Source organism: Granulicatella sp. 20925_1_28 (genome assembly GCF_041433575.1).
In the GTDB taxonomy this organism is placed as follows: domain Bacteria; phylum Bacillota; class Bacilli; order Lactobacillales; family Aerococcaceae; genus Granulicatella.
Genome location: NZ_JAPWBS010000008.1, coordinates 17,616 through 34,577, shown reverse-complemented (window position 1 = coordinate 34,577; position 16,962 = coordinate 17,616). Strand labels below are relative to the sequence as shown.

At 39.7% G+C, this 16,962-nt stretch carries 14 protein-coding genes and 2 pseudogenes; 11 read left to right on the top strand and 5 right to left on the bottom strand.

Annotated elements, in window-relative coordinates:
• Nucleotides 1-97 precede the first annotated feature (97 nt).
• The gene (locus O3793_RS05410; protein WP_371446172.1) at nucleotides 98-1,051 is read right to left on the bottom strand and encodes a DMT family transporter; all 954 of its coding nucleotides are present in this window, start codon (nucleotides 1,049-1,051) and stop codon (nucleotides 98-100) included.
• Nucleotides 1,052-1,278: 227 nt separating this feature from the next.
• On the opposite strand from O3793_RS05410, the gene O3793_RS05405 reads away from it, so the two are divergent.
• The 9 genes from O3793_RS05405 to O3793_RS05365 all read left to right on the top strand — a co-directional run bounded on the left by O3793_RS05405 (nucleotide 1,279) and on the right by O3793_RS05365 (nucleotide 11,903).
• Complete coding sequence (locus tag O3793_RS05405) at nucleotides 1,279-3,294, top strand: GH25 family lysozyme (RefSeq protein WP_371446171.1); 2,016 nt, start codon at nucleotides 1,279-1,281, stop codon at nucleotides 3,292-3,294.
• 530 nt (nucleotides 3,295-3,824) lie between these two features.
• Nucleotides 3,825-4,502, top strand: a complete 678-nt coding sequence (locus tag O3793_RS05400; protein WP_371446170.1) for a hypothetical protein — start codon at nucleotides 3,825-3,827, stop codon at nucleotides 4,500-4,502.
• A 15-nt stretch (nucleotides 4,503-4,517) separates the two neighbouring features.
• Nucleotides 4,518-5,201, top strand: coding sequence for a hypothetical protein (locus tag O3793_RS05395; RefSeq protein WP_371446169.1), 684 nt, complete (start codon nucleotides 4,518-4,520; stop codon nucleotides 5,199-5,201).
• A 478-nt stretch (nucleotides 5,202-5,679) separates the two neighbouring features.
• Nucleotides 5,680-6,342 carry a hypothetical protein gene (locus O3793_RS05390; protein WP_371446168.1) on the top strand — a complete coding sequence of 221 codons (663 nt, stop codon included), beginning with the start codon at nucleotides 5,680-5,682 and terminating at the stop codon, nucleotides 6,340-6,342.
• A 16-nt stretch (nucleotides 6,343-6,358) separates the two neighbouring features.
• A complete protein-coding gene (locus tag O3793_RS05385) occupies nucleotides 6,359-7,051 on the top strand; it encodes a hypothetical protein (RefSeq protein WP_371446167.1) in 693 nt (230 codons plus the stop codon).
• A 573-nt stretch (nucleotides 7,052-7,624) separates the two neighbouring features.
• A complete protein-coding gene (locus O3793_RS05380) occupies nucleotides 7,625-8,920 on the top strand; it encodes a hypothetical protein (protein WP_371446166.1) in 1,296 nt (431 codons plus the stop codon).
• Between the two features lie 300 nt (nucleotides 8,921-9,220).
• A complete protein-coding gene (locus tag O3793_RS05375) occupies nucleotides 9,221-9,943 on the top strand; it encodes a hypothetical protein (protein ID WP_371446165.1) in 723 nt (240 codons plus the stop codon).
• A gap of 15 nt (nucleotides 9,944-9,958) precedes the next feature.
• The gene (locus tag O3793_RS05370) at nucleotides 9,959-10,672 is read left to right on the top strand and encodes a hypothetical protein (RefSeq protein ID WP_371446164.1); all 714 of its coding nucleotides are present in this window, start codon (nucleotides 9,959-9,961) and stop codon (nucleotides 10,670-10,672) included.
• 172 nt (nucleotides 10,673-10,844) lie between these two features.
• Entirely contained in the window at nucleotides 10,845-11,903 is a 1,059-nt protein-coding gene (locus O3793_RS05365; RefSeq protein WP_371446163.1) for a DUF6287 domain-containing protein, read from the top strand.
• A 194-nt stretch (nucleotides 11,904-12,097) separates the two neighbouring features.
• On the opposite strand, the gene srtB is transcribed toward O3793_RS05365, so the two are convergent.
• Both srtB and abpA read right to left on the bottom strand, forming a co-directional pair.
• Nucleotides 12,098-12,973 (bottom strand): class B sortase, LPKTxAVK-specific, encoded by an 876-nt coding sequence (gene srtB, locus O3793_RS05360; protein WP_371446162.1) that lies wholly within the window; start codon nucleotides 12,971-12,973, stop codon nucleotides 12,098-12,100.
• 74 nt (nucleotides 12,974-13,047) lie between these two features.
• Nucleotides 13,048-13,674: an amylase-binding adhesin AbpA gene (gene abpA, locus O3793_RS05355; RefSeq protein ID WP_371446161.1), complete on the bottom strand. Its 627-nt coding sequence runs from the start codon at nucleotides 13,672-13,674 to the stop codon at nucleotides 13,048-13,050.
• Nucleotides 13,675-13,865: 191 nt separating this feature from the next.
• On the opposite strand from abpA, the pseudogene O3793_RS05350 reads away from it, so the two are divergent.
• Nucleotides 13,866-14,282 (top strand): annotated as a pseudogene (locus tag O3793_RS05350) (helix-turn-helix domain-containing protein); the annotation flags it as partial.
• A 3-nt stretch (nucleotides 14,283-14,285) separates the two neighbouring features.
• Nucleotides 14,286-14,351 (top strand): annotated as a pseudogene (locus O3793_RS05345) (IS3 family transposase); the annotation flags it as partial.
• 366 nt (nucleotides 14,352-14,717) lie between these two features.
• Here O3793_RS05345 and O3793_RS05340 read toward each other — a convergent pair.
• Complete coding sequence (locus tag O3793_RS05340) at nucleotides 14,718-16,235, bottom strand: ABC transporter permease/substrate-binding protein (RefSeq protein ID WP_371446160.1); 1,518 nt, start codon at nucleotides 16,233-16,235, stop codon at nucleotides 14,718-14,720.
• Nucleotides 16,228-16,959, bottom strand: a complete 732-nt coding sequence (locus O3793_RS05335) for an ABC transporter ATP-binding protein (RefSeq protein ID WP_371446159.1) — start codon at nucleotides 16,957-16,959, stop codon at nucleotides 16,228-16,230. The genes O3793_RS05340 and O3793_RS05335 overlap by 8 nt, the downstream gene beginning before the upstream one ends.
• Nucleotides 16,960-16,962 lie beyond the last annotated feature (3 nt).

The following is a 16,962-nucleotide window of genomic DNA, read 5'->3' as shown; positions in this document are numbered from 1 at the left end:
AAGTTTCATGAGAACGGTCTCAGTTTCAAGTTTTTTCATTTCTTTCAAAATAAATGAAAACCGCAACTGGATGTGCTCCAATTGCGGTTCGTTTTTGTTATTCGAGTACGCCTTGTTCTTTTTTACGACGTTCTTTGATTAAGTCTTTGACTGAGATAAGGACCACGGCTGCTAGAATCATCGCCATGCCGACAAAGTCAATCGCGAAGAATTGCTCGTTCATGATCAGGAAGGCGAAGAACACCGCAGAAATCGGTTCGACGGCGGCAATCAGACTGCTCTTCACTGGCCCGATATAGCTCGTCCCTTTTAAAAACATCGTGTACGAAATGATCGTTCCAATCAGGATAATTCCTGTTAGTGCTGCAAGAATATCCACGCTATACACGAGATTCATCGTCGTAAGACCGCTCATCGGGAAGAGAATCACCCCTGCAATGACCATCCCTACTCCAATCACCGTAAGACTTCCGTACTCTTGAATGAGTTTAATCGGAAGCATGATGTAAATGGCGTACGTGAAGCCACTAAAGATGCCCCAGAAGAGCCCGAGTGGTGTCACGCTGAGTTGATTGAGTTGGCCGTGTGTGGCAATGATGAACGTCCCAAGAATTGCGAGGACAATCGATGTCACTTCAGATGCGGTCGGTGTCGTGCGATTTTTCAAGCACATGTACACCAGAATAATGACCGGACAGAGATACTGCAAGACTGTCGCGGTTCCGGCATTACTGAGGTGAATCGCCTCCAGATAGGTAAACTGGTTCATGAAGAGCCCGATAAACGCAAAGAGCGTAATCTTAGCGTAATTCTTCTTCTCCTTGAAGAATGCGACCAGTTGCCCACGGGTAAACGCATAGCTCATCGCCAACAGACAGACCCCAGAGATAATCAGACGTAGGTCGGTCAAGGCGAGCACGCCCATTCCGTGCGCCATCAAGTATTGACCACACGCGCCACTCATCCCCCAGGCAATCCCGGCAAAGAGCGTCATCAAGGTTCCTTTTAATAGTTGTTGTTTTGGTTGGTTTTGTTGTTCTGTCGTTTTCATACCACCGATTATAGCACAATCCGCCCTCTTCCTGTACCTTCATTTCCTAGAAAATATAATTATTAAGATTTCACGGAATTGCATGATTTAGTTTGCCCTTAAGAGATTCATTTGTTGCAGTCGCATTTCACCCTTATGACGAAACTGTGAAATTTATCGTAGGAAATTGCGCACTCTACTTATTTTTGGTACACTTATAAAGGAAAATTTTATTCAAGGAGGTTTTTATGAAACTTACAGGTAAAGTCACTCTCTTAACGGCTGCCCTCTTCGCCCTTTCGGCACATGCGGTTGCTGCAGAGACGACACAAACTGAAACGACAGTTCAACCGACGACTGCGGAAGTCACAACGGTTCAAGCAACGACAGAAGCGACAACGACTTCAGAAGCTTCTCTTCCGAAAGATTCTAAAAACGACGTCGATATTCATGTGTATAAACCAGGTGAAGAACCAAAATATACTGGTCTTTACAAAGCTGATGGCGAAACGTACTACCAAGTGGATAGTAAGCCAATCACAAATACATGGAAATGGCACGGAGGACGCTGGTACTACTTTGGCGCTGACGGAAAGATGTTAAAATCAACTGTTACTCCAGATGGCTATCTTGTGGACATCGAAGGGATGCTCGTTAGTCCAGGCTGGAGCTACCAAGGTGGTAAATGGTACTATGCTCTATCTGGCGGAAAAGTATTCCGTGGCGACTGGAAGAAAATCGGTGGTGTTTGGTACGCATTCCACGATAATGGTGTGATGTACTCTCACGAATGGAGCGGCAGCTATTTCTTAAAAGATAGCGGTGCGATGGCCGATAACGAATGGGTTTTCGACAGAAACTACAATAGCTGGTTCTATATTAAACCAGGTGGTACTTACGCAAGCCGCGAGTGGAAAGGCGACTACTACTTGAAGGCTGGCGGATATATGGCCAAGTCCGAATTTATTTACGACAGCAAGTACCAAGCCACTTATTATCTCGATGCATCTGGTAAATACGTCCGCGATCAATGGAGGGAAATCGACGGTAAATGGTATCACTTCCGCAAATATGGGGAAATGGATACGAGCAAATGGATTGGCTCTTACTACGTCAAATCTGACGGTGCGATGGCCGCAAGCGAACTCGTCTACGACCCTACGTACAATAGTTCTTTCTACTTTGACGAAAATGGGAAATACCTAAACAAACAATGGAAAGAAATCGACGGCGACTGGTACTACTTTAAAGACGGTGGCTACATAGCCAAAAATGAATGGGTCGGCTCTTACTTTATCAAGGGTAATGGACGTATGGCGAAAAACGAAATGCAATACGACCAATCAACTAGTTCTTCATACTATTTCAAAGAAGACGGAACATTCGCGAAGAACTACTGGGCAAAAGTCGGTGGCTACTGGTACTACTTCAAGGGCAACGGAAAAGTCGCGCGTAAAGAATGGATTGAGAATAAATATTACGTACTCGATAACGGTAAAATGGCAACTGGTACGCATATCATCGACCACTATCAATACGTATTTGACGGGAGCGGAAATATCTTGAGCAAGAAAGCAGTCGATATCGGTTGGGTCGAAAAAGACGGCAAACGTTATTTCTACAACGGTGCAAGTCAACGTCTTGGGGATGAAACAACCAAGAAAGTCATGGACATCAGTGAACACCAAGGTCATATCTCAAACTGGGAAGGCATCATCAAGGACAATGATATTGATGCGGTTATTGTTCGTATCGGTTACTCTGGTGCCGAAGATAAACATCTCGCCCACAACATTAGCGAATTAAACCGCCTTGGCGTTCCTTACGGAATTTACCTTTACACTTATGCTTCTACAGAGGCAGATGGTGTGGAAGATGCCGAGCAAACCATTGCGTTAATCAAAAAATACAATATTAAACCAACTTACCCTATTTACTTCGATTTAGAAGATTGGCGTTATACAAACGGTGCAAAATCTGCACCAACGGATACCACTACTTGGGTGAAAATCTGGAAAGCCTACCGTGACACCATGGCCAAAGCTGGATACACAAACGTGCGTATTTACAGTTATCAATATCTCTTACAAAATCGTTTAAACGATCCTGAAATCTTAAAATACGTGGACTGGGTGGCAGCCTATACTCCACAGTTCACTTACCAACTTCCATACAGCCAACCAAGCTGGGGCTGGCAATATACCGATAAGGAATTTGTCACAGGTCTTGGAAATGTGGATATGAGCGTGTGGTTCGGACGTTAATAGTCCTACTTATAGCATCCTTAAAAAGTCTCATTCATCGAATGGGGCTTTTTAATTTTCGGAGAAGATGATAAATACCATAACAAACTCGTTGAAGGGATTGTTACTGGTCTACGCAACTTCTATAAGACAGCTAAATAAATGCTTTTAAGTGCTCTATTAAAATACTCTAGAACCTTTGGTTTGTAATAGTTATGATAACTGCTACACCGGGTTGAGTCTAAGGTCTCAACCCTAGCAAGCTTCAAAGAGCGGGTAAAAGTTAAAACTTTAACTCGCTCTAATTCACATTGCTTGTTTGTCGCGGTTATCATGGCTATTACCCAAAGGTTCTTTGTATTTTAATAGACTTAAAAAATTCTTCCTCACACAATTTTTCTTAAGAATCTCCAACACTACTCAATCTGTGCTGAAGACTTTTCCTCTTTTCATTATGCCCACCGTTCAAATGAGAATACGCTCAAAATTTCACTTTATAATGATTCCATTTAATGTTAGAATAAAGATAACCAACTTTAGGAGGCACGTTCATGTTTAATAAAATTAAGAAGATGATGTTAGGATTGTTGGCGATTGCCAGCCTACTGCTTATCGCAGGCTGTCAGTCATCTACACAACAAGGACCTAAAGCTCCACAAGATTTAACTAAAGACCAACAAGGAACGTGGTTGTGGACAGAACAACAATCGACGTTGCAAAAGGTTTTCCTTGCAACGAATCTTGAGCCCCGCGCTGCAGCATATATGTTGGATGACTTAGATATTGTAAAAATGACGATGACGATTAAGGACAAAACGGTTGAATTGAAGTACCGATTTGATTATCTGCGCATTTATGAAGATCAATATAAAGGCCTAGGTCTGAAGACTCCTGATTTCAAAACATACGTACAACAGAAAACAGAAGACTTTAAAGCCTATGTAGCGACGCTTCAACATACAAAGATTACACTCGATGAAGCAAACTACGCTTACGACTATACGCTGACTGGAACGATTGACTCGGACAATCACACCATCACTTTCCCCGAAACTCCAACATTCCTAAGCAAAATTATCTTAGGGCCTAATACAAACCCACTAGAGGCCATCACGTATACCTATTCAGTGGACGGAAAACAAATGACGCTTTCTGCGGAAGGCAAAAACGATAAAGGCTTGAAGCTTGTGATGCGTCTTCGCTTTAACTACACGGAAGAGTCTAAATAGAAGGAGTGATGAATGATGAAAACGATGAAAAAAATTTCGCTATGGATGATGTCGCTTCTTACTCTTCTATTCGTTGCAGGATGTGCTGAACAAAAGCCAGAACAAACGACTGCTGAAACCACAACTGAGGCTCCTGTACCAGTCGCTCTTGAAGGTGAATGGCAAGCGATCGACTTTAGAGATACATTAGAACGTACATTTTTATATACTTACAAGGACGCGTATACCCGATTGAAAGTAACAGAGGCTTTCGAAGATGTCTCTCCTACGTTAACCATCGAGGGAACAAAGGTAACTTATACCTACACTGTAGATATGAATAAATACTTCGAGTTCTATGCTGAAGCACATAAAGATATTGCTAAAGACAAGGCACAAGCTGCTAAATTAATTGCCGCCCTTGCCCAAAAAAATATTAAGAAGTCCCAAGACTTATCTGGAACTTATAATGATGAAACTTATATCTTCAAAGGAAAACAAGAAGGTGGCGTTCTAGACACAAACGCAAAAACGATTGTCTTCCCGGATGTTCCAAATCTATTTGGTATTCTTCCACTTTATATTTCTTCAACAGAAGTCCCAATTACGTATCATTATGAGATCAATGGCGATATTCTTACGATGTACGCTGAGAAGGTCTATAAAGAAAATGGAATCCATTTGGTTTATCCGATGAAATTTAAGAAAGTGCAAAAATAATTCACTGCCCCTTTGAGATTTTCTCAAGGGTTTTTTGTGTGCAAAAAAATATAGAGCTGGTGATCTATTAAAATACTCTAGAACCTTCGGTTCGGTATAGTCATGATACCTGCTACACCGGGTTGAGCCTAAGGTCTCAACCCTAGCAAGCTTCAAAGAGCGGGTAAAAGTTGAAAACTTTAACCCGCTCTTATTCACATTGCTTGTTTGTCGCGGTTATCATGACCATACCCCGAAGCTCCTTCGTATTTTAATAGAAATAGAAAGCTATTTTACACATAAAAGGCCTTGAGAATCTCAAACATTTAGAGAACCGGCCAAAGAAACTTTTTATCCTTTTCATTTCGAATACCCAGTAGGATTATCCAAGATATTGTTCATTATCCCCACCTCTCAAATGATACTCGCTCAAAGTTTCACTTTGTAATCCTTCCAGTTAATGCTAAAATATAAGTAACAACTTTTAGGAGGTAACTCTATGTTTTGTAAGACAAAGAAGATGCTTTTCGGATTCTTGGCGTTCGCTACTCTACTCTTCGTTGCAGGGTGTCAGAGTCAAACGCCCGATTCTAAAGCACAAAAGACATCCCCACAGGAATCATGGGAATGGACTGAACAACCTTTAACGATGCAGAAGATTCTCTTGGCTATGAATATCAAAACCTTTGTTGCCGCATATGTGGTAGAGGACTTCAACGACGTAAAAATGACGCTCGATATTAATGAGAATACGGTCGAATTGAAGTACCATCTTAGCGTGAAAAAAGTTTATGAGGATGAATATAAGGGCCTCCAACTGAAAACTCCTGATATGGATACCTATGTTAAAAATAATTTTGATGGGTTCAAAGAAGCTGTTAAGAAATATCAACACGCACAGGTTACAACAGACGATGCGAACTTGGCCTATGACTACTCTTTAAAAGGTGAAATCGACAAGGAAAAACATACGATCACTTTCCCTGAAACACCGACTTTCTTAAAGACACTTGTCATGGGAATTAGCATTGATCCTTTGAAACCTATTACGTATAAATACACAGTGGATGGCAATCAAATGACACTCTTCATTGAAGGCGATATTCAAGAAGGCTATCCTCGAGAAATGCGTATTCGTTTCAATCGATTAGGCGGACAATAAGAAAGGAGTGGCAAACATGAAAAAATTTACTTTATGGATGGTTTCCCTCTTCTCTCTACTGTTCATTGCAGGATGTGGAAACGAACAACAACCAGTACAACAAACACAAAGTCAAACTCCAACAACAGAAGCTCCAAAACCTGCTTCTGTTGATGTGGAAGGAACGTGGCAAGCCGTCGACTTTAGAGATACTCTTGAGAAGGTATTTCTACTCCAATACGACGATGCGGCCAGTCGCTTAAAGGCAACAGAGGCCCTCAAAGACGTCGTTCCAGTCCTCAAGATTCAAGGAAATAAGGTTACATTTGAATACACCGCAAACATGTCAAAATTCTTGGATGCGTATGGTGATGTGATTGGCAAAAAACAATTTAGCTACAAAGAAAATGCGATTAACTATATTGTTGGTCTAGCAAAAACGACGTATGGTAATCTCAAATACCATACGGTTGACTGGAATGAACAAACATCGACGATAAAATCTGTGTTGAAAAATGGCGTTCTAGATACAAAAACAAAAACGATTACCTTCCCGGAAGTTCCAAATATTTTTGCAGTCATCCCACTGTATATCACCGACCAAGAAAAACCGATAAAGTATCAATATGAGATTGTTGGGGACACGATGACGATAAAAGCGGAGCGTATACTGAAGGAGCAAAACTTGCATCTGGTGTACCAAATGAAATTCAAGAAAGTTCAAAACTAACTCACTACCCCTTTGAGTTTTTCTCAAGGGGTTTTTGAGTGCAAAAAATATAGAGTTAATGCTCAATTAAAATACTTCGGTACCTTCGGTCCGATATAGTCATGATAACTGCTACACCGGGTTGAGCCTTTGGTCTCAACCCTAGAAAGCTTGCAATTTTCATATTGTTAGCTTAAACAATGTAGACGCAGTAGACAAATGGATTGACCTTCACTATCAAGTAGTTTGGTCAATCCTATTTGTCCTTGCGGGGGTAAGACTACGAAGAAACAGAAAAGCACTGTTTCTTCTGTCTTACTCCCATTTCACATTGCTTGTTTGTCGCGGTTATCATGACTATACCCCGAAGCTCCTTCGTATTTTAATAGAAACTGAAAGCTATTTTACACAGAAAAGTCCTTGAAAATCTCAAAAGTTTAGTGCCCCGCCAAATAAGACTCTTCCTCTTCTCATTTTGAATAATCAGTGAAATTACGGGGCAAGCTTGTAAATTTCGTGAATACCGTTGCAAACAAAAATTGTAATCGTTATAATTTAATCATATTAGCATTACTCTATTAAGGAGGTCTAACGATGTTTAGACATTATAAGAAATTATTTTTAACACTAGTTGCTCTATGCTCAGTCTTCGTGCTGGCTTCTTGTTCTCAAGACCAAAGCAGCTCCCAAAATGCCGCTCAAACAGAAGCACCTAAAGTTGAAACGATTGACGGTGATTGGGAATTAGTCGATGCAGTCGATGCGTTATCTGACTCCATCGGAGCTTATCCCCTTAACGCACTCAACTTTGCACGCTTGCTTGACTCTGTCAAAGACTTCAAAATGGACTTAAAGATTGAAAACAATACGGCAACTATTAAATACGATTATAATATTGAGAACTTTAGTAACGCTTTCTATAAGTTTTCACAATCCGCTAAAGGAAAGACTGAAGAAGAGTTCAAAAAAGCCTTATATGACTCTCACGAAGAATTTTCAGGTGACTTTAAGAAATACAAAGTAAGCATGAATAAAGATACAGGCGTATTTAGCTATGAAGCAACGGGTTCTATTGATCAAGATGCGAAAACCATGACTTTTGAAGAAGGAATTACCGTAACAAACTCATTCTTCTTCCCACTTAGTGAAAACAACTTGTCGCCAACCACCTATTATTACGAACTAAAAGATGACATGCTTTATATTACGATTGACGGGAAATCGAAAAGAGATAACCTTCCCGTTCACTATGAACTACACTTCAAACGTAAAGGAAGCACTACTCAAAAAGAACCAGTGCCAATTGAAGGAAAGTGGCAAGCTATTGACTTCAGATCAGCTATTGAACGTAGCTTAGCCTATAAAGATTTCAAAAATAATGATTCGGCTTTCAAGCATATCTATCCTGAGGCATGGAAAGATATAAAACCAACGTTGAATATTACTGACACAACTGTTGAATTTGACTATACTGTATCTCTAGCAGATGGTTTTGGAATGTTCTACGATTACTTAAAACAACTAGATGCATCTAAATTGACGCAAACAAAAGATGAATATATTAAAAATCAATTTACTAAATTATCATCAAATCTACAAGCTGGCGCTAAAGACTTCCCAAATACAACTTATGAATTTGATAATGATAATGCCACAATTCATTCTGTATTGAAGAATGGTAAATTAGATACAACAAACCAAACGATTGTCTTCCCAGAAGCGATCAATATTGTGGATCTTGTAATCATGTCCATTGCTCCTGCAAATAAAGAAACAACGTATAAATACTCTATTGATGGAGATATTTTAACGTTGACGATTGAGCAAAGCGATGCAAAGAATAATGTAAATACGATTATTTCAGCAAAATTCAAAAAAGTAGCGGAATAATCTCTTCGCTAGGAACATTTTCCCAGACAGCACTAAAAAAGAATGTAGTATTACTACATTCTTTTTTTATGTCCTAATAGTTATCTTCTTAAATAGAGGCGGAACCGTAAAGTGTGTTTATCTGAATCTCCATCCAAGCTAGTCTAATAAATGAAGAGCTGATTGGCTCCTTCTTCTCCTGTTGAATAATGGTGAGATGCCGGAAGAAAATGGTAATTTTTGTGAAAACCCTTGTAAAACAAAAATATTAGAAGTATAATATAAGCATAATACAACAATTTGTTTGAAGGAGGTCTAACTATGATTAGACAAACTAAGAAACTGTTTCTTGGTCTCTTCTCTCTTGTCACAGTTTTTGTGATTGCTGGATGTGGACAGAACCAAGCTTCAGATCAAAATACCAATAACTCGCAACAAGCGCAATCGCAACAAGAACAAAAAGATCCAAATAATATTGCTGGTGAATGGGAATCCATAAACGAGATTGATTCGATTCAAAAAGATTTTGGCATCTATGATTTGAACCATTATACTTTTAAAAAATTTATTGAAGCTTTTAAAGACTTCAAGATGAATTTGTCAGTCGATGGTACAAACGTAAAACTAAGTTATCAATATGATTTGAACAAATTCGCAAAAGCATACTACGCGATTTCGACTTTCAAAAATGAAAAGACAGAAGAGGAATTCCTAACTTGGCAGAAAGAAGGACTAGCAGAGTTCGGAAAAAACTATAAGAAATACAAAGTGTCAATGGATACTTCAACAGGAATTTATAGCTACGAGGCTACAGGAACTGTGGATGAAAGCGCAAAAACTGTCACATTTGATGAAGGATTCACCATTATTCACTCATTCCCGCTAACATCAGCTGCTAAAGATCATTGGTTTGATTCAGCGACTTACAACTATGAAGTGAAAGACGGCATCTTGACCATCTACGCTGATATGAAGACAAAGGACAATCTTCCAATTCATTTTGAACTGAACTTCAAACGCGTACCAAGTGCAGAAAAGAAATAGAAAGGAGACGCGACCATGTTTAAACAATACTTAAAACCATTATTGATTGCTGGCTGCTCTCTTTTAATGCTTGCCGGCTGCGGAAATCAAACCGCTACAACTACTACTGCAACAACAGCTGCTTCTTCTAATCCTCTCGAAGGAAAATGGGAACAAATCGACTTCAGAAGTACACTCGAACGCGGCTTAGGATATGAAAGTACTGCATATAAAACTCCAGAAAAACTTATTTATGCCGATGCGTTCAAAGACGTGACACCGACACTAACAATTACTGGGGATTCTGCGGTTTACGACATTACGACAACGACCAATGCGGTTTTTGGAAACTACTATGACTACTTAAAGGCAAAAAATCCAACAAAAGTCAAGGGTTCCAAAGAAGAATATATTAAATCAGAATATAACCGTTTGAAAAAGCACCTGGAAACTTTTAACGGAATGAAAGGCCCTACCAGCTTTGAATTCAATGATGAAAAGTATGAAATCCATCAAAACTTAAAAGATATTACCATTAACGAGAGTGCCGGTACGTTTGAATTCAAGAACGCACCAATGTTCATTAATTTAGTAACATTCTCAGGAGAGAAATTCATAAGACCAGTGACATATAAATATACCCTTGAAGATGGGATATTAACACTGTCATTCGAGGAAAAACAAGACCTTGACAATGGAGATACGGTTTCTATCTACTTCACGTTGAGATTCAAAAAAGTAGCGGAATAATCTCTTCGCTAGGAACTTTAATCCTTATACAAAAACAACACCTCTGCGACTCTACTAGAGAGAGTTCGTGGAGGTGTTTTTTGTTAGCCAATATGATTTTAATTCTCATACGTTCATTTATTTGTTATAATTTTTTTATAAAAAGTTCAAAGTTTGTGTGCGGAGGAATCTTATGGGAAACAAAAAATTATTGTCTACCCTTCTTTTATCGAGTCTTTTCTTGGTGGCGTGTCAATCACAAAAGGCACCAGAAGAAACGACGGCTGTAGAAACTACAACGGAGACAACGACAACAACCGTTTCGACGACAGTAGAAGTAAAACCTGACTACTCTTTGTATGATGGGATTATTTCAAAATATGCGACTGTTACGAAAAACAGTAAAGGTGATGTGGATCAATCGATTAACACGATTGCTTATCTTTTACGAAACGAAGAAATTTATACAGGTATCGACTATGCCCTTTATGACTTAGACAAAAACGGCACCGATGAACTCATTATTTCGTTTATACTTCAAAACGGGAATCATATTCCACTGGATATCTATACTCTTAAAGATGGACAAGTTATTCGCTTAACTTCTCCAGAGGTTAAACTGGCATCCATTGGGGAACGCGTTCTATTAGACACACTCGTAGACGGCTCTCTTTTAATGTCTACTTCTTCGAGTGCTGGACAGAATATTCATATGATTCAATATAAATTTGATTCTACTGGAACGAAATTAGAACAAACCCATGAATGGAAAATTGACCGTTCTAAAGGTGAAAAAGTACCGGAAGGATTACCTGAATCGATTAAGAAAGATGAATTTACTTACAAATCAGTTTATACAAAACCTGTAACGAAGAAAGAAGCCAGTGCGCAAAAAGGAATTAACATTGTCGAAATCCAAAACGGCGACTACTCTAGCCTAGCTGGTACTTGGAAAAACGCACAAGGCTATACCATTGTTTTCGATAAAAACGGTCTTGTAAGTGAGCATTCTGAAATCTTTACTGTGAAACCTGAAAAAGATGGCACAGTCTTAAGACTTGGTGTTCGTCCTAAAGGAGGCGGCGTTGGTGGATACTTCATTCTTATAATTCCTGCTGGAGCTGAAGCCCCTAAAGTCAATAACGGCGATGGAACAACAAAACCAGCCCAATCCGATAATTCTCGCGACCGCTTATATGCTGGTCAAGATTACTCAGGTAAGCCTGATCATTTTCTTTATAAAGTCGATTAAGCAAAAAGGAATGTAGGTTAAACTACATCCCTCAGACTGAAGACAAACCCCGTTTGAGATTTGACTCAAGCGGAGTTTATCTTTATTTTTGTTTAAAATTAGCTGTTAAATAAAAATTATAGAACCAAAAATCCTCCCAGAATTAAACTATTTCATTTAATTCTAAGAGGATTCACAAAGTTTTTGTTTAAAGGTTATTCTCTTGTTGGTTTATATTTAAGGCTTTCTCCATGTTGTTTGACAAAATCACTCATCTCTGAGTCAGGAATTTGTCGAAGATAGAGATTGGCACGAATCGTGTCATCCTCTTCACGACAAGTAGAAAGAACAAGATATTTATCCTTAGCTGATACCTTAACATTTGGTTTTTTAACCTCTGCAGTATCATAAATAATATTTAGCTGTTTCTCAAAATCCGCATCATCATCAAAAGAAGTACGGTAAAAAGCTGTTTCTTCTGGGACAATAATCATAGCAACAGCTTCATAATAATACTTTCTCTCTGGAGTTTCAATGACAACATAAGGGTGTTCATCAAAATATTCTTGGCGGCTATAGTAATTCACATCTTTAAACATGCGGTGGTCAGGCACTTTACTACCACGAGCGTGACCAAATAACCAAGTCAATCGATCACTAAAGTCCTTCTTGTTATCAGCATCCATAAAGACTGCACCCATTAAAGGTTCGATAACGCCATCAAAGCGCTTATCCAAATAAGTCGCATTATCTGTTGTTTGAACGACTGGTTCATCTAACTGTGTACCAGGAATATATACATAACCAACTGTTTCAGAGTTTGTTGCAAGCAAGCCTTTAAATTTATTAGCGAGATATTCTTTTTCTTCTTGACTAGCAGTATAAGTTTGCTTTGGAGCCTCCTGTTGACTAGTAGTATCAGTTTGCTTTGGAGCCTCCTGAGTAACCTTTGCATCATTTAGCTTATCTCCACTTGGAGCTAGGAAGCTATTATAGATAAAGAAGCCTCCTAAAGCAATGATAGCTACTGCAACGATAAAAGCAATTATTTTAGCAATTGGTGATTTCTTTGTCGTAGAACGTCTACTCATCTTTTTCTCCTTAATCTTTTACTAAAAAAATCACTGAAACCAAGTTTCAGTGATTGGCTGCTCTTTATATAAAATTATTTAACAGCGTGTGTTTTTGGAAGAGCTTTTTGATTTGCTTTAGCTTTAGCAGTTACACCAGCTTTTTTAGCAGCTTCTTCTGCTTTTTGAGCTTGGTCTGCAACACCTGGTTTAGTTGCATCTGGTGTAGTTGCTGCTTGAGCAGTTAGACCATGTTCTTTCAAGTAACGTGCGTTAGCTTGTTCTGGAGTTTCGTTCAAGATGTAGTAAGAACCTTGTGCCTTGTCAGCAGTGTTGTATGTTTTTTGAGATTCTTGGATTTTCTCGTTACGAACAGCATTACGAGCATCGTTCAATGCGCTTTCGTAAGCAGCTTTCTTTTCACCGTAAAGGTGTGATCCACCTTCAACAGCATCCAATGCTTTTTTAGCCTCAACTACTGCTGGGTCTTTTTGTGCGATAGCATCAACGTTATCTTCGTGGCCACCAACATATTCGTTAGCTTTACGACCATTTTTAAACTCAGATTGAGAGTTGTAAGCGTCGTCTACACCGCCACCAGTTACTGGTTGGTCGTAAGCACCTGGAGTGTTAGCTCCACCGTTGATATCGTCTGCAAATACAGGAGCTCCTGCTGCTAATACTGCAAGAACAGCTGCTGATGTAAATAAAACTTTTTTCATGTTTTATCTCCTTTCAAATTTCTTTTTTTTTGATTTAAGGATAAGCCTTAATGATTTAATTTTATCACATATATTTAAGTTGTCAAGATTTTTTCTTAATTTTTTTAAATTTCCATGTTGTAAAATGAAGTGCAACACAAAAGACATGTTCATCCGATATACTAGAGTTGCCAAAAACAGTATACAGGAAGATGAATATCTCCACTAATTATTCTAACACAAATCAATCATACAAACACTTATCTGAAGCTGATCGAGGAGAAATTGAAGCTTATTTAAGTGTAGAACTAAAACCTGCTGAGATTGCTCGTAGACTAGGGAGAAATCGCTCTACTATTACTCGTGAAATTAATCGTGGTTCAATAAAACAGGTGAAACAAGTAAATAGACAGAAGGTCTATTACCAACACTATTATACAGACGCTACCCATAACCGTTATCGTCTTGCTAGGGAAGCTAGCTATTATCTGAAACTGGATTGGGTATCGGATGATTTTTTGAGAGAATTTACAGAAGTAATGAGAGTGAAACTAAGGATACATAGCGTGGATACCTTTGTTCACACCTATAGACTCAAACATGTAGATGCAGTTGTTCCTTCAACCAAGTATTATAATGAAAAAAGAATCCAACAAAAATTGGACTACCTGTCTCCGATTGAATACCGGAGACGGTAGCCCTAGGCTGTTTTTATTAAATTCTCACTTTTTGGGGTCAGTCCCTATAGACTACATTCCTTTTTTCCTTCTATCCCCCCTAAAATGGAGGCAGAACTGTGAATCGATATCGACTGAAATTGTTGCCTTTTTTAAAGTGGATCTCTACATTGGTTGTGTTTCCATAAAAGACGAAGGACCTTTGGGTTATAGTAAAGATAACCGCGACAAACAAGCAATGTGAATTAGAGCGGGTTAAAGTTTTCAACTTTTACCCGCTCTTTGAAGCTTGCTAGGAGTTGAGACTTAAGGCTCAACCCGGTGTAGCAGTTATCTTTACTACAACAACCAAAAGGTCCGAAAGTATTTTTATGGAAACACCGTTTCCTACTTAATATATCCTTGGCTTTGTAGAAACTCACGAGCAACCGTTTCGGCGGACTTGCCTTCTACTCCCACTTCATAGTTCATGCGACTCATCTGTTCTGCCGTAATCTTTCCAGATAACACATTCAGTACACCTTCCAATTCCGGATGTTGTTTCAACAACGCCTCTTTCATTAAAGGTGCGCCTTGGTAAGGTGGGAATAATTGTTTGTCGTCTTCCAACACCACCAAGTCATAACGCGTGATTTCTGCGTCTGTAGAATAAGCGTCGGTGATTTGAATGTCCCCCGATTTAATCGCTTGGTAACGCAGGCTTGGTTCCATCGTTGCGACGTTTAAGTTCAATCCATATACTTTTTGAAGGCCACGGTTTCCGTCTTCTCTGTCGTTGAACTCCAGCGTGAATCCGGCTTTCAATTGCCCTTCCACTTTCTTTAAGTCAGAGATCGTCTTGAGTCCGTATTTTTCGGCGATGGCTCTTGGGACTGCAACGGCATACGTGTTTTGATAGTCCATCGGCTTCAAGAACGCCAATCCGTCTTGTTTCAAGATACCCTCTTTGGCCATTTCGTACACTTCTTCTGGATCATGCGACACTTTCGGTGCTGGCTTCAACAAGCTCTCCGTAATCGTTCCTGTGAATTCTGGGTAAATGTCGATGTCCCCATTTTTCAAGGCTTCATATAGGAAGCTCGTCTTCCCGAAGTTCGGCTTCACTTCGACTTTCAGCTTCGTATTTTCCTCAATAAGGAGTTTATACATATTCGCTAAAATTTCTGGTTCCGGTCCTAATTTACCGGCAATAATCAGTGTTTGTTGGCCCATCGAAGGCATCATCCCAGAAACAAAAGACGCTCCTAGTCCGGCAAATAGGACGATAAAAGTTGCGAAAATCGTTTTTAATTTCGCATGTTCCATCCATTTCAACAATGTACTAAACGCAATCGCCAGAAGCGCTGAAGAGATAGCCCCAATTAAAATTAAGCTGGCATTGTTACGGTCAATCCCAAGAAGGATGAACGAGCCAAGTCCCCCTGCCCCAATTAACGCTGCAAGAGTGGCTGTCCCGATAATGAAGACTGCAGAGGTGCGTACCCCTGACATGATAACAGGCATCGCGATTGGAATCTCAAACTTCTTCAGGCGTTCCCACTTCGTCATTCCAAAGGCAATGGCTGCCTCTTCTAAACTTGGGTCAATCCCTTCGAGTCCCGTAATCGTATTTTGTAAAATCGGGAATAACGCGTAAATCACAAGCGTTGTAAGGGCTGGGACCGTTCCGATGCCCATAAATGGAATAAAGAGCCCTAATAGCGCCAGTGACGGAATCGTTTGGAAGATTCCTGCCAGTTGAAGGACAAATGCCGCAGAGCGCTTGTACGAGCTTAAAACAACCGCTAATGGAACGGCCACCACAATCGAAATCAGTAAGGCTAAGAGCGAGAGTTGTAAATGTTGCCCTAATGCTACTGTCCAGTCGCTAAAACGCTCTTGGAAGGTCGTTACGAGATTATGCATGAACGGCACCTCCTTTGAACAATTCTGCGACAAATTCCGTTGCAGGATGCTCTAGAATTTCTTCAGGTGGTGCAACTTGTTGAATTGCTCCATCTTTTAAAACCGCAATACGGTCAGCCAACTTCAACGCTTCATCCGTATCGTGTGTCACGAAAACCGTCGTCATTTGAAACTCACGATGCAATGCCTTCGTGAGTTCTTGTAGTTGCTTACGAGAAATCGCATCAAGCGCTGAGAACGGTTCGTCCATCAATAGTGTCATCGGTTCTGCAATAATGGCTCTGATAATCCCAACCCGTTGTTGTTCCCCACCAGAGAGTTCGCTTGGAAGTCGTTTCGCATAATCTTCTGCTGGAAGGCCTACTTTATCGAGTAGTTCCTTTGTTTTCGCAGCGATTTGCTCCTTCTTCCACCCTTTCATTTCAGGAATGAGCGCGATATTTTCCGCCACCGTTAAGTTCGGGAACAGCGCGATTTGTTGAAGAACATATCCTGTCTCTAAACGTAATTTTCGTTGGTCATGTTCCTTGATTCGTTTTTCATTTAAATAAATATTTCCATCAGTCGGTTCAATCAACTGATTAATCATCTTTAACATGGTTGTTTTCCCTGAACCGGATGGCCCCACTAACACCATAAATTCGCCGTCGTTAATGCTTAAGTTCACGTCTTTTAAAACGAGCTTTTCATCATAACGCAAGGCGACGTTTTTATATTCAATCATACT